Here is a 14,667-nt window from a genome sequence, read left to right as displayed (position 1 = left end):
CACCTGCCAACTGGTAGTAAAAAAGGGATTAGAAAGCTAATCCCTTACTGAATAATTTCCACAACCACTCTCTTATTTTCTTTAATAGCAGCTGCCTTCACTACTGTTCTAATAGCTTTAGCTATCCTACCTTGTTTACCTATTATCTTTCCCATATCATCTTGAGCTACTTTAAGCTCGATAATTACAGATTGAGTTCCTTCTACTTCATTAACCTCTACTTCTTCAGGATTATCTACAAGAGCTTTTGCAATCATCTCAACTAACTCTCCCACAACTTTCACCCCCTAAGGAATTATTGTTGTTCTTTGCTTTCATTCCACTTGTCATAAATTCCATTTTCTTTGAAAAGTCTCTCAACTGTATCTGTAGGTTTTGCACCATTAGTTAGCCACTTAACAGCCTTCTCATCATCAACTTTTACAGTTTTAGGCTCTGCTAAAGGATTGTAGTATCCTATTTCTTCTATGAATCTTCCATTTCTTGGAGAACGAGAATCAGCAACTACAATTCTATAAAAAGGGTTTTTCTTTGCACCCATTCTTTTTAATCTAATTTTAACTGCCATTTTTTCACCTCCTTTAAATTAAAAATATCTATTGTTAGAAAAAGGGAAGTCCAAATTTTCCTTTTTTCTTCATGGTTTTTTCCATATCAGTAAATCTTTTCATCATCTTCTTAGTCTCTTTAAATTGTTTTAACAGCCTATTTACTTCTGGTACAGAAGTTCCACTACCTTGAGCTATCCTCTTCCTTCTACTGCTATTTATTATAGAAGGATCATTTCTTTCTTCTTTTGTCATTGATTTAATAATAGCTTCTATTTTCACAATCTCTTTTTCATCTACATTTAAGTTTTTTAATTGCTTAGAATTAACTCCAGGTATCATACCTAATATTTGATCTAAGGGCCCTAAATTCTTCATTTGATCTAATTGATCTAGAAAATCATCAAAAGTAAATTGTTGACTACGAATTTTCTTTTCTAATTCCATAGCTTTTTTAGCATCAAAAGATTCTTCTGCTTTTTCAATTAAGCTTAACACGTCACCCATGCCAAGTATTCTTGAAGCCATCCTATCTGGATGGAAGGCTCTTAGTTCATCTAGTTTTTCTCCCATACCTACATATTTTATAGGTTTTCCTGTAACAGACCTAATAGATAATGCTGCTCCGCCACGTGCATCTCCATCTAGTTTAGTTAATACTACTCCAGTGATACCTAATCTACCGTTAAATGTCTCTGCTACTGTAACAGCATCCTGCCCCGTCATTGAGTCTACAACAAGAAGTATCTCATTAGGATTTACTCCATTTTTTATTCCTTCTAGTTCATCCATTAAGTTCTCATCTATATGGAGTCTACCTGCAGTATCTATTATTATTAAATCATTTCCATTTCTCTTTCCATGTTCAACTGCTGCTTTAGCAATATCAACAGGATCATTTTTATCTCCCATTGAAAATACTGGAACATCAACTTTTTCACCTACAACTTGTAATTGTTTAATGGCTGCTGGTCTATAGACGTCACAAGCTACTAATAGTGGTCTTTTATTTTGCTTTTTTAAAAGATTAGCAAGCTTCCCTGCAGTAGTAGTCTTTCCTGCTCCTTGAAGACCACACATAAGTACTATAGTTGGAGGCGTAGGAGAAAATTCTAACTTACTTTCTTTTTCACCCATTAAACTAGTTAATTCTTCGTTAACAATCTTGACTACTTGCTGTCCTGGAGTCAAACTCTCCATAACTTCTGAACCAATTGCTCTTTGTTTAACATCTTTTATGAACTTTTTTACAACTTTAAAGTTTACATCAGCTTCTAGAAGTGCCAACTTTACTTCTCTCATAGCTAAGTCTACATCTTTTTCTGTCAACTTTCCTCTGCCTTTTAATTTTCCCAGAGCATTTTGAAGTTTTTCAGATAAACTTTCAAATACCATTATATAACCTCCTGGTCACTTTCTAATATTTCTAAGGCAATCCCTTTTATTTTTTTAACATTTTCTGTAGTCTTATTAAGCCCTAGTTCTTCTGCCTCTTTTTCAATGTCATGGGAATATTTCAATATATCTTTAACTTTTTCTTTAGTAAAGGAAAACTTTTTAACCAATCCTAATTTTTCTTCATAACTATATAATCTATTTTCTGCTCTCTTTAATGTATCATAAACTCCTTGTCTACTTATACCAAGCTCTTCTCCAATTTCTCCTAAAGATAAATCATATATATAATAAAATTCTATTGCTAAGTATTGACTTTTACTTAAAAGCTTTCCATAAAAATCAAACAAGATACCTACTTCAACAATTTTGTCTACCATTTTAATCACCACAATAAGATAATACTGTCAAGTTTGAAACTTGACAGTATTATCTTATTATACTTATTCTATTTTGTCAATACTTTTTTATCCAATCAAAGCCTCTATAAAACTTTTTGTATCAAAAGGTTGAAGATCATCTATCCCTTCACCAACCCCTATTAATTTTACTGGTACATTTAACTCTGATTGGAGAGCTATAACTACCCCGCCTTTTGCTGTACCATCAAGCTTAGTAAGAACAACTCCTGTAATATCACAAGCCTCTTTAAAAACTTTAGCTTGTAAAATAGCATTTTGTCCAGTAGTAGCATCTACAACTAATAAAACTTCTTTACTAGCTTCTGGATATTCTCTTTCTACTACTCTAAAAATTTTATTTAACTCGTTCATTAGATTCTTTTTGTTATGGAGTCTTCCTGCAGTATCACATATCAGAACGTCAGATTTTCTAGCTTTTGCTGCTTGTATTCCATCATATATAACTGCTGCTGGATCTGCCCCTTCTTTATGCGCTACTAAATCTACATCAGCCCTATTAGCCCATTCTTCCAGCTGTTCAATAGCAGCTGCTCTAAAGGTATCTCCTGCAGCTATTAATACTTTCTTACCTTCTTGTTTTAAATTCCAAGCCATTTTTCCAATAGTTGTAGTTTTACCAGCTCCATTAACTCCTACTACTAAAATTATGGCTGGAGATGGCTCTATATTTAACTTTCTATCTGTTTTTGAATCTTCTACCTTTTTTAAAGTTCCCTCTATTTCTTCTTTTAAAAGTTTCCTAATATCATTTGATTCTTTAATTTTCTGTTCTTTTACTTGATTTTTAAGATTATCTATTATTTCCATAGTAGTATTAACTCCTACATCAGCAGTAATAAGAACTTCTTCCAATTCATCAAATAAATCATCATCTATTTTTCCATATGATCTAAGTATACTATCTATCTTATCTGTAACCCCTTGACGGGTCTTAGATAATCCTTTTTTAAGTTTTGTGAAAAAATCTTCTTTTTTTTCTTCGACTTCTAAACCGTTTTTAGATTCATCTAATTTATCTAGCTCTTTTTCTTCTAAGATTTCTTCATACTCCTTCTCTTCTTTAATTTCTTCTTTTTGTATATCTTCTTTTACATTTTCATCCTCTTTTTTTTTGTTTTTTTTAAAAAACTTAAACATTGTATTCCTCCTTATCTAACTTGCTTTTTCTGAATCTTTATCTGATAGTTTTATTGAAACCATTCTACTTATTCCTTCTTCTTCCATTGTTATACCATATAAAACATCTGCCATTTCCATAGAGCCTTTCCTATGGGTTATCATTATAAACTGGGTTTTATCTGAAAAACTTTTTAAATAGTTAGTATATCTTGAAATATTGGCTTCATCTAATGCCGCATCTATTTCATCAAGAATACAAAATGGTGTAGGTTTAGTTTTCAATATTGCAAATAATAAAGCTACAGCAGTTAAAGATTTTTCCCCTCCCGATAATAATGAGAGACTTTGCAGTTTTTTACCTGGAGGTTGTGCCATTATTTCAATTCCACTAGAAAGTGAATTTCCTTCATCAATTAAATACACATCAGCCTTTCCTCCACCAAATAACTCTCTAAATACCTGATTAAAATTTTGTTTAATTACATTAAAATTTTTCATGAACCTTTGTTCCATTTCTTTTTCTATGTCTTTAATAACTTTCTTCAATCCATCTTTAGCAGAAAGTAAATCTTTTTTTTGAACTTGTATAAAATCTAGCCTCTCCTTAAGCTTCTTATATTCTTCAACAGCTCCTAAATTAACTGTACCCAAATTTTTTATATCATTTTTTAATTTCTTAATTTCTTTCTGTGCTTTATCCATGTCTATAATGTCCATCTTATAGTTTAGAGCTTCTTCATAATCCATTTCATAATCTTCCAAAAGTCTAGACATATTACTTTCAATTTTAACACTGTATTTTGTATAATTAATATCTAAACGATTAACCTCTTTTTCAAAAACATTTATATTTTTCTCTATTTCTTTTAGTTTTCTTTCTTCTAAAATAAAGCTTTCCATAGATTTTTCTTTTTCTTTTTTTAATTCGTCCAATTTTGTAGAACAACTACTTAATGATAAATTTAAATCATCAGTTTCTTTTTTAATTTTTCCCTTTATATTTTTTAGCTCTTCCATTTTTATGAGATTTTTTTCATAATCTTTTTCTCTATTAGTAATATTATTTAATACATTCTCATAGTTTTTACCTGTATTTTCAATTCCATTTTTTAAAAAACTTATACTCTTTTCTAAAGAATTTATTTCTATCTTAAAATCTGTTACTTTCCTATCTGCTTCTTCTTTTATATCTTTTTCAGATTGAAACTTTTCCATACCTTTACTTATAGTTTCATCTATTAGATCTTTGTCTTTATTAAGATTTATTAGTTCTAAATTTAAATTATTTACCTGAAGATTAATATCTTTTTCTTCCTCTTTCAATTTATTTATTTCATCATTATACTTAAGTATATATGCATCATTTTTCTCATTATATTGGGTTAGCTTAGTAATTTCATTTTCTATTTTTATTATTTGAATATTTAAACTTTGAGCTTTTTTATCTCCTTCTTCAATAGATTTTTCTAAATTATTTAAACTTGTATCTAGCTTGTCTTTTTTCCTCTCATACAATACTAGTTCTTCTTTTAAATCTTTTATTTCTTTTATTAGTTCATCAATTCTAGTCTTTCTATTTAAGATGTTTGTAGAGCTTTTAGACATACTTCCACCTGTAATAGAGCCTCCAGGATTAAAAAGTTCCCCTGCTAAAGTTACTATTCTAATAGAATGATTATATTTTCTAGCTATTTTCATTGCAGAATCTATATCTTCCACTATTAAAGTCCTTCCTAAGAGGTAATCAAAAACATTTCTATACCTTTCATCAAATTTAACTAATTGAGAAGCTATCCCAATAGCGCCTTCATCCTCTATTTCTTTTATATTAATACTAAACTTCCTACCTTTTATTGAAGTTAGTGGTAAAAAAGTAACCCTACCTAATTTATTGTTTTTAAGATATTGTATAGCTTCTTTAGCATCTTCCTCAGTATTAGTTAATACATTTTGAATACTTGAACCTAGTGTGATTTCAATAGCTTTCTCATACTTTTCATCAACTTTAATAAGCTCTCCTACTACTCCTATAATACCAGTGCTTAATTTAGGATCTTTTTTTGAAGCTAATAAAAGATTTCTTACACTTTTATAATATCCTTCATAATCTTCTTCCATATTTTTTAACAGATTATAATTAGAAATTTTACCTTGTAATAATCCTCTTTTTCCATCAATTTCTTTTAATAAAATATTATATTTATTTTCTATTTCCTTTTTATTTTCTAAGTCTTCATTTTTTTTATTCTTACAAGAATTTAATGATCTCTTAATTGATTCTAATTCTATATAAAGACCATCTACTAGAGACGTTTTTTCCATTTTTTCATTTTTTAATATATCTATCTCTTTCTCAAGCTCTGTCAATCTACTTCTTATATTTTGCTTAAAAGTCTCTAAGCTATTAATTTTATTCTTTTTATCGGATATTAAATTATATATCTTAATAATACTATCTTTTTTTTCCTGTATGTTTTTTTCTTTTAATTTTATTTCGTCGATTATCTCTTCTAAGAATTTTGTTTCTTTAAAATAATCATCTCTTAATTCAGTAAGCATAATATTTTTTCTATCTAATTCCTTTTCCATCTCTTCTTTTTCAATTAGAAGTTTTTCTTTTTCTTTTAAAAAACTTTCTTTTTCTCTATTCAAACGATCTCTTTCTTCTAAATAAAACTTTTCTTTCTCATTACATATTGCAAATTCATTATCTTTTTTTTCTATGTTATTTTGAATAGAATATTTTTCCTCTTGAAGCTTTTCAATAGAATTATTTATATTCTCTATTTTGTTTTTTATAGAAAAATATTTTGTTTCTATTGTTTCTTTTATATTTAAGTTTTCTTCTATATTATTATTTGTTTTTTTTCTTTCTTTTTCAATAGATATAAGCTCTTCTTTTAATCTATCTATTTCTCTTATATAGAAATTAACTTCCAGTTTTTTGAGCCTTTGAGCTATTTCTAAGTAACTTCTAGCTTTAACTGCCTGATTTTCTAAAGGATTAACTTGTCTTTCCAACTCAAATACAATATCATTTATCCTAACTAGATTTTCCTCAGTCTTTTGAAGCTTTTTTTCTGATTCTTCTTTTCTAGTTTTATATTTAACTATGCCAGCTGCTTCTTCAAATATATGCCTTCTATCTTCTGATTTTGTACTTAATATTTCATCTACTCTACCTTGACCAATGATAGAGTAACCATCTTTTCCTACTCCTGTATCCATAAATAATTCCTTTATATCTTTAAGTCTACAAGCATTTTTATTTATATAATATTCACTTTCTCCTGATCTAAACATTCTTCTGGTTACTGATACTTCAGAATATTCTATAGGTATTGTCCCATCTTTATTATCAAATACTATAGTTACCTCAGCATATCCTAAGGGCTTCCTTTTATCAGTTCCTGAAAAAATTACATCTTCCATTTTGTTACCACGTAAAGTTTTAATACTTTGCTCTCCTAATACCCATCTAATAGCATCTGAGACATTGCTTTTGCCACTTCCATTAGGCCCTACTATTCCTGTAATTCCTTTTTTAAATTCTATTTTTGTCTTATCCGCAAAAGATTTAAAACCTTGTATATGTAGTCTTTTTAAATACAATATAAACACCTCTTACGTTTTATCTAAAAAGGTTTCCAAAACGGAAACCTTTAGTTACCTATTAACTTATTCCCAATTAAATATTTTTCAATGATTTCATCTTTTTTAATTTTATCACAAAATTCACGGGTTTTGATATAAAATATTCCAGAAGGAATATTTTCTCCATGGATTCTTACTTTACTAATTCCAAAATTATTCTTAATCCATTTTGTATTTACTGAATTTTGACCTACTAGATTTGAAATTTCTTTAGGATTTATGCTAATTGTAAGTTCATTTTTATCTTTAAGGTCTTTTTCAGAGAAATATTCATTTAAAACCATTTTATAAATATTAGATTCTACTAATTGTCTAAAAGCTGAGTGAAATGGTCCTGCTATTACATCTTTACCTAAAGTAATATTGTCAGTAGGTTGCAATCCTACTCTTATAACATTTATCTTATTATATTGGAAAAGCATTAATAAATCTGTTGAGATATCTACTGCATCCTGCAATAATAAAGGTTCATATTTATTGTTTAAATACATATTCTCTAAAAAAGTTTCCTTCACTACTAATGTAGGATAAATTCTAGTACAAATAGGATTCATTTTAATTATTTCTTTGGCAGTATATAAACTTTTCTCTTTAGTATCCCCTGGAAGTCCAATCATCATTTGGAGACCTAATTGAAAGCCAAATTGTTTTATAAGATTAGAGGATTTGTAAACATCTTCACTTTTATGACCTCTGCCACTAAGAAATAGAACTTCTTCATCTAAAGACTGAACCCCTAACTCTATAATATCTACTCCATATTCCTTTAAAAGAAGAAGTTCTCTTTCATCTATATAATCTGGTCTAGTGGATAACCTTATCCTATCTACTATTCCTTGCTTTTTATAATAGTATGCTACACCTAAAAGCTCTCTTTGCATATCTACTGAAATAGCAGTAAAACTACCTCCATAAAAAGCAATTTCAAGTCCCTTGTTATATGATGGAATAGTTTTTAAATGTTCTTTTATTATATTGTCAGCTTTTTCTCTAGTCATATCTGTACTCAATCCAGTAATTCTCCTTTGATTACAAAAAACACAATCATGTGGACATCCAAGATGGGGTACAAATATAGGAATTATATAATATTTTTTATTCATCTTTAACACCCATTCTAATTAAAACTTCTTTTGCTGCCCTTTGTTCTGCTTCTTTTTTACTTCTGCCATAACCCCTTCCAAATTCTTCTTTATCTATTAAAGCTAATATATGAAATTTTTTATCATGATCTGGTCCTTCTTCTTTTACTATTTTATATTCTATACTTGCTTTTCTATTCCTTTGTAAAGTTTCCTGCAATTTAGTTTTATAATCTATAAACAGTTCTCCTTTTTTTGAAGCTTCTATAATTTCCTTTTCTAATAGCCTTATAACAAATCTTTGAACATCCCTAAATCCTTTATCTAGATACATTGCCCCAATTAAAGCTTCCAATGCATCAGCTAATATTGAATCCCTATTTCTACCTCCAGTTGCTTCTTCTCCTTTACCTAATAATAAATAATCCCCTAATTTGATTTTTTTAGCAATTAAAGCTAGTGCAGATTCACAAACTACAGTTGCTCGTATTTTTGTTAGATTGCCTTCTGGATAATAAGGATATTTTTTATATATGTAATCGCTGACTGCAAGATTTAAAACGGAATCTCCTAAAAATTCTAATCGTTCATTGTGAATCATGTTAGTCTTTCTATGTTCATTAGCATAAGAACTATGAGTCAAAGCTCCATTTAATAGGGTTATATCTTTAAATATGAAATTTAATTCATTTTGTAGCTGACACATTGCTTTTTCCCTATTATTTTTTTTCACACAATATACCTCCAAAAATAAGAATGTTTCTAAGGTCTCGAGTTAAATCCGAGACCTGCATATCAAATTAATCTAAATCTGTTTGTGCTTGAATATATTCAACAGCATCTCTTACTGTTTGAATATTTTCTACTTCCTCATCCTCAACTTCTAGTTCAAATTCGTCTTCAATAGACATTATTAATTCCACCAAGTCTAAAGAATCTGCATTTAAATCATCTTGAAAGGAAGTATCCATAGTAATATCATCTTCTTCTACGTCTAATTGTTCAGATATCATTACTTTTAACTTATCAAAAATCATTTGTTACACCTCCTCCTATACATTAGAGTATATAATAGTTTATCGTTTTAGTCTTTAATATTTATTTATATTTTCTTCAATTTTATCAATTACTTTTTTTTCTGTAAATATTTTAGCTTGTTTTATGGCATTTTTAATAGCAAATGCATCTGAGCTTCCATGTGCTTTTATAACTGGCTTTTTAATTCCTAATAATGGAGCTCCACCATATTCTCTATAATCGAATCTTTCTTTAAAAGACTTAAGTTGAGGTTTTAACATAAGAGCTGCAAATTTTGATGATGCTTTCTTTGTAAATTCTTCTTTTAAAGTAGAGAAAAATAAATTAGCTATTCCTTCAGTTAACTTTAGTATAACATTTCCTACAAATCCATCACAAACCATTACATCTACAATTCCTTCTGGTATATCTCTTGCTTCAATATTACCATAGAAATTAATATCAGAATTTGATAATAGTTCATAAGATTCTTTTACTAGCATATTACCTTTTTCTTTTTCTGTTCCCACATTCACCAATCCTACTGTAGGTGAACTTATTCCTAAAACTTTTTCACTATAGGTTGAACCCATTATAGCAAACTGTTTCAAATATTCAGGCTTACAATCTACATTAGCTCCCATATCTAAAAGTAAAGTCATACCATTTCTAGTAGGATAAAGACTTGAAATAGCAGCTCTATCTATCCCCTTTATTCTCTTAATAAGAAATAATCCACCAGCTAAAAGAGACCCCGTATTTCCAGTTGAAATAAATGCTTCTCCATAGCCTTCATTCAATTTATTAAACCCTACTACCATAGAGGAATCTTTTTTTCTTCTTATAGCTAATGTAGGACTATCATTATTTGTAATTACTTCCTCAGTATGAATAACTTCGATTCTATCTCCATCATAGTTACTTTTATTCAATTCCTTTTCAATTAAATCCTTTTTTCCTATAAGTACAATTTCTAAATCAGATTCTCTTACTGCTTCTATACTTCCATTAACCGTTGCTTCAATACTATTGTCTCCTCCCATAGCATCTACAATGATTTTCATTTTTATCCTCCTAAAACATAGTAATTATCATACTGATATTAAATATATATTACTTAAAATAAAAATGCAATAAAAATATAAAAAAGATAGTGACTACTCTCACTATCTTTTTTATATTTACTCTACTTCTATAACTTCTCTATTCTTATAATATCCGCATGATTTACATACTCTATGAGGTAATTTTAACTCATGACATTGTGGACATTCAACAAAAGTTGATTTTGATAATCTATATGCTGAAGCTCTTCTTTTATCTCTTCTACTCTTAGAAGTTTTTCTCTTTGGTACTGCCATTAAATCCACCTCCTTATCTGCTACTCAAAAAAAATCCTTTAATTTTGCCAATCTCGGATCTATATCTTCTATTACACAATCACATTGACCTTCATTGAGATCTTTACCACATTTAGGACATAATCCTTTACAATCTTCTGTACATAATGATTTCATAGGTAAAGATATTATTATTGTGTTAATTATTGGCTGTTTTAAATTTAATTCATTTCCTTCATAATAGATTATTTCTTCATCTTTTTCATCAAAATCAGAAACTCCTTCTGATTTTTCTCTTAATTCTCCTGACAAAACCGTATTTATAGTTTGTATAAATTCTTTTAAGCACCTGTCACAGTTCTCAACATACTTAAAAGAAATATCTGCAGTTAAATAATTAGTGCCTTCCATTTTATAAATATGTCCAGACATTTTAACTGGCTCTGTAAAAGCTATATTCCTTTCACCAATATCTAAGCTTTCTAATTCTAATATTTCAGTAAAAGGAATATCATTTAAAGTTTCATCAAGAAGACTAGCTAGATTAACCTTCATTTACTTCACCTCTTAAATCTAACAAGTTTTATTATATAAAGGTGGAATACTTTTGTCAAGAAATATATTACAATTAAGCTAGCTCTTGAGTATCTTTTGCTATCATTAATTCTTCATTTGTTGGTATAACCAATACTTTAACTTTAGATGTATCTTTGCTAACTAAAGCTTCTTTTCCTCTTACATTATTCTTTTCTTTATCTAATTCTATACCTAAATTCTCTAATCCTTCACAAACCATTTCTCTAATTTCAACAGAGTTTTCTCCAATACCTGCTGTAAATACTATAGCATCTACTTCACCCATTAGTACTGTATATGCACCAATATATTTCTTAACCTTATTTACAAAAACATCTAATGCAAGTTCTGCTCTTTCATTTCCCTTTTCAGCTGCTTGTTCAATATCTCTAAAGTCACTGCTTACTCCAGAGATTCCAAGTACTCCAGATTCTTTGTTAAGCAAATTATTTACTTCTTCCATAGATAAGTTTTCTTTTTCTACTAAAAATGGAATTATAGCTGGATCAATGTTTCCAGAACGTGTTCCCATAGCTAATCCTGCTAGTGGAGTGAATCCCATACTTGTATCTATAGATTTTCCTTTTTCTACTGCACAAATACTTGCTCCATTTCCTAGATGGCAAGTTACAATATTTAAGTCCTTAATATCTTTGTCTAACATTTCTGCTGCTTTTGATGACACATATTTATGTGAAGTACCATGGAAGCCATATTTTCTAATTCCATATTTCTCATATAATTCATATGGAAGTGGATAAATAAAATTAGATTTTGGCATAGTTTGATGGAATGCAGTATCAAATACAGCAACCATTGGAGTATCTGGCATTAATTCTTTACATGCCTCAATTCCCATAATATTTGGTGGATTATGTAATGGAGCTAAATCAATACATTCATTTAAAGCATCCATAACTTCATCATCTATTTTTATTGAATTTGCAAATTTTTCTCCTCCATGTACTACTCTGTGACCTACTGCATTAATTTCGTCCATAGATTTTATAGCACCATGTGCCGGATCCACTAATGTTTTTAATACTATTTCTAATACTTCCTTATGATCTGACATAGGCTTTTCAATAACAACTTCTTCTTTTCCAGCAGTTGTATGCTTTATCTTTGATCCTTCGATACCTATTCTTTCTGATAATCCTTTTGCTAAAACTTTTTCTTCATCCATATCTATTAGTTGATATTTTAGTGAAGAACTACCACAATTAATTACTAATATGTTCATCATACATTCCTCCTGTTATTCTATTGTTTGTCACTATAAAACATAGTATTATAATTATATCAAAAAATCAACTAGTATAAACTTATGTTATAATTAAATTTAGCATATATTTTAATATAGGAGGATAAAATGAAAGTTTTAGGTATAATTAGTGAATATAATCCTTTTCATTATGGCCATCTATATCATTTAGAAAAGTCCAAGAAAATAACAGGATGTAACTTTTCTATAGCTGTAATGAGTGGCTCCTTTGTACAAAGAGGTGAACCATCATTTATAGATAAATGGACAAAAACAAAAATAGCTATAGATAGCGGTATAGATCTAGTTCTAGAACTTCCTTCAATTTTTTCAGTCCAAAGTGCCGAGCTCTTTGCTTATGGAGGAGTAAAGCTTCTAGATAGTTTAAATATTGTTGACTATATTTCTTTTGGTAGTGAATTAGGCGAATTAGAAATACTGAAATTTATTGCTGAAATTTTTGCTAGAGAACCTTATTATTTTAAATTAATGCTTAAAAAATACTTGGATGAAGGGAATTCTTATTCAGTTTCAAGAAGCTTAGCATTGGAAAGTTTTTTAAAAAAAGATGGACGTAATAAATGTAATTATACAAATATTTTAAAATCTCCCAATAACATCTTAGCTATTGAATACTTAAAAGCTCTTTATATACTTAATAGCGATATAAAACCTTTTACAATTAAAAGAGTCGGAAGTGATTATAAAGAAACACTTTTCAATAATAAATATTCTAGCGCAACATCTATAAGGAATAAGATTTTAAAAGGTGATTTAAAAGAAATAAAAAACTATTTGCCTGAAGCTACTTACTATCACATTAATCAATATCTAAATGAATATGATTCTTTCAACACAATGGAAAATTACTCCCATATACTTTTATATTTATTAAGAACAATCGATAAAAATAGTTTATCTAAAATTATGGATATAGAAGATGGATTAGAAAATAGACTAATTAATTATGGCTTTAAATACAATAATATAACTCAAATTATAAATAATACTATTACAAAAAGATATCCTAAAACCCGTATACAAAGAATACTAATCCATTTACTAATGGGAATCAATAAAGATATATTCCTTGAGCTAAAAAACACCTATCCACAGTACATTAGGGTCTTAGGAATGAATAATAAAGGAATGAATATTTTAAATAAAATTAAACAAAATACAAATATTTCAATAATAAATAAATTCGCAGATTATAAAAAAGAAAATAATCTTCAACTTCATAAAATGATATATTATGATAAAAAAAGTACAGATTTATATTTTTTAGGGCTCCAAAAGGAAAAAAGTAGAATTTCTAACTTAGATTATTTAAAATCCCCATATATTAAAAACTCAAGGACTAATTTTTAATCCTTGAGTTTTTATCTTCCCAGAACTTTATTTTTCCTTTTATTTCATCCATATGTTCTAATGCAGTCTTATAACCTATTTCCACACATTCCTCTACCAATTCAAATTGGGAAGACTCTATATGAGATAAAGGTGGTTCTATTAAAATATCTGCATATATTTTATCTGCTTCTAATATTTTCTTTGCCATTATATCTATAGATTGTTGGATGATATCAAGTAAGTGAAAAATCCTATTTCCGTATTCACTAAATCCTACATCTACTGCTATAACTATATCTGCCCCTAAATCCTTAGTTAAAGATATAGGTACCCTATCAACTACACCGCCATCTACCAAAACCTTGTTATCATAATTTACTGGTTCAAAGACACCAGGAATAGATATGCTAGATCTAATTGCACTATATAACGGTCCCTCAGTAAAGATAACTCCTTCACCTTTTTGCAAATCTGTAGCTACAATGCCCAACTTTTTATTTAAATCTTCAATATTTCTCTCTCCAGTTATCAATTTAAGTATTTCTTCAATTTTGTCTCCTTTTAAAATTCCTCTTCTAGAAACAGTAAAATCCATCCATAACTTTTTATCTATTTGTATAGCTAAATTTTTAATCATTTCTGGTTTTATACCGGAACAATATAGTCCTCCAACCAACGCCCCAGCACTGCTTCCAGTGACTATATCTACAAATATATTGTTTTCTTCTAAAGCTTTTAAAACTCCTATATGTGCAAATCCTCTAGCTGATCCTGAACCTAATGCTATACCTATTTTAGGTTTCTCTGTCATATAAATCCCCCCGTATAACTATTTATATAGATAATCTATCATATTAACAAGAATTTGAAAATATAAATATACAAAATGGAGGTATT

The 14,667-nt window shown here is 28.6% G+C and carries 15 protein-coding genes; 1 reads left to right on the top strand and 14 read right to left on the bottom strand.

Annotated elements, in window-relative coordinates; genetic code table 11:
- Positions 1-44: 44 nt before the first annotated feature.
- The 13 genes from FYJ27_RS09270 to FYJ27_RS09210 all read right to left on the bottom strand — a co-directional run bounded on the left by FYJ27_RS09270 (position 45) and on the right by FYJ27_RS09210 (position 12,396).
- Complete coding sequence (locus tag FYJ27_RS09270) at positions 45-275, bottom strand: KH domain-containing protein (protein WP_216383860.1); 231 nt, start codon at positions 273-275, stop codon at positions 45-47.
- Between the two features lie 20 nt (positions 276-295).
- Positions 296-568, bottom strand: coding sequence for a 30S ribosomal protein S16 (gene rpsP / locus FYJ27_RS09265; RefSeq protein WP_154484568.1), 273 nt, complete (start codon positions 566-568; stop codon positions 296-298).
- 34 nt (positions 569-602) lie between these two features.
- Positions 603-1,943 carry a signal recognition particle protein gene (gene ffh, locus FYJ27_RS09260; protein ID WP_154484567.1) on the bottom strand — a complete coding sequence of 447 codons (1,341 nt, stop codon included), beginning with the start codon at positions 1,941-1,943 and terminating at the stop codon, positions 603-605.
- The gene (ylxM, locus tag FYJ27_RS09255) at positions 1,943-2,323 is read right to left on the bottom strand and encodes a YlxM family DNA-binding protein (protein ID WP_154484566.1); all 381 of its coding nucleotides are present in this window, start codon (positions 2,321-2,323) and stop codon (positions 1,943-1,945) included. The genes ffh and ylxM overlap by 1 nt, the downstream gene beginning before the upstream one ends.
- Before the next feature lie 87 nt (positions 2,324-2,410).
- Positions 2,411-3,502, bottom strand: coding sequence for a signal recognition particle-docking protein FtsY (ftsY, locus tag FYJ27_RS09250; protein ID WP_154484565.1), 1,092 nt, complete (start codon positions 3,500-3,502; stop codon positions 2,411-2,413).
- 15 nt (positions 3,503-3,517) lie between these two features.
- Complete coding sequence (gene smc, locus FYJ27_RS09245) at positions 3,518-7,096, bottom strand: chromosome segregation protein SMC (RefSeq protein WP_154484564.1); 3,579 nt, start codon at positions 7,094-7,096, stop codon at positions 3,518-3,520.
- A gap of 50 nt (positions 7,097-7,146) precedes the next feature.
- Entirely contained in the window at positions 7,147-8,241 is a 1,095-nt protein-coding gene (locus FYJ27_RS09240) for an elongator complex protein 3 (protein WP_154484563.1), read from the bottom strand.
- Positions 8,234-8,953 carry a ribonuclease III gene (gene rnc / locus FYJ27_RS09235; RefSeq protein WP_226807441.1) on the bottom strand — a complete coding sequence of 240 codons (720 nt, stop codon included), beginning with the start codon at positions 8,951-8,953 and terminating at the stop codon, positions 8,234-8,236. The genes FYJ27_RS09240 and rnc overlap by 8 nt, the downstream gene beginning before the upstream one ends.
- A gap of 67 nt (positions 8,954-9,020) precedes the next feature.
- Complete coding sequence (gene acpP / locus FYJ27_RS09230) at positions 9,021-9,257, bottom strand: acyl carrier protein (protein ID WP_154484562.1); 237 nt, start codon at positions 9,255-9,257, stop codon at positions 9,021-9,023.
- A gap of 54 nt (positions 9,258-9,311) precedes the next feature.
- Positions 9,312-10,301 (bottom strand): phosphate acyltransferase PlsX, encoded by a 990-nt coding sequence (gene plsX, locus FYJ27_RS09225; protein ID WP_154484561.1) that lies wholly within the window; start codon positions 10,299-10,301, stop codon positions 9,312-9,314.
- A gap of 117 nt (positions 10,302-10,418) precedes the next feature.
- Entirely contained in the window at positions 10,419-10,598 is a 180-nt protein-coding gene (gene rpmF, locus FYJ27_RS09220) for a 50S ribosomal protein L32 (protein ID WP_154484560.1), read from the bottom strand.
- Positions 10,599-10,622: 24 nt separating this feature from the next.
- Positions 10,623-11,132 carry a YceD family protein gene (locus FYJ27_RS09215; RefSeq protein ID WP_154484559.1) on the bottom strand — a complete coding sequence of 170 codons (510 nt, stop codon included), beginning with the start codon at positions 11,130-11,132 and terminating at the stop codon, positions 10,623-10,625.
- A gap of 73 nt (positions 11,133-11,205) precedes the next feature.
- Positions 11,206-12,396, bottom strand: a complete 1,191-nt coding sequence (locus FYJ27_RS09210; protein ID WP_195839113.1) for an acetate/propionate family kinase — start codon at positions 12,394-12,396, stop codon at positions 11,206-11,208.
- 129 nt (positions 12,397-12,525) lie between these two features.
- Between FYJ27_RS09210 and FYJ27_RS09205 the strand changes: the two genes are divergently transcribed.
- Positions 12,526-13,788 (top strand): nucleotidyltransferase, encoded by a 1,263-nt coding sequence (locus FYJ27_RS09205; protein ID WP_154484557.1) that lies wholly within the window; start codon positions 12,526-12,528, stop codon positions 13,786-13,788.
- Here the strand turns inward: FYJ27_RS09205 and FYJ27_RS09200 are convergent.
- Entirely contained in the window at positions 13,778-14,581 is an 804-nt protein-coding gene (locus FYJ27_RS09200) for a patatin-like phospholipase family protein (RefSeq protein WP_154484556.1), read from the bottom strand. The genes FYJ27_RS09205 and FYJ27_RS09200 overlap by 11 nt on opposite strands.
- Positions 14,582-14,667 lie beyond the last annotated feature (86 nt).

Origin of the sequence: Anaerosalibacter bizertensis (assembly GCF_009696605.1) — a bacterium.
GTDB lineage: Bacteria > Bacillota > Clostridia > Tissierellales > Sporanaerobacteraceae > Anaerosalibacter > Anaerosalibacter bizertensis.
The sequence above is the reverse complement of the archived record's forward strand: the minus strand, read 5'-3'. Positions and strand labels throughout refer to the sequence as shown.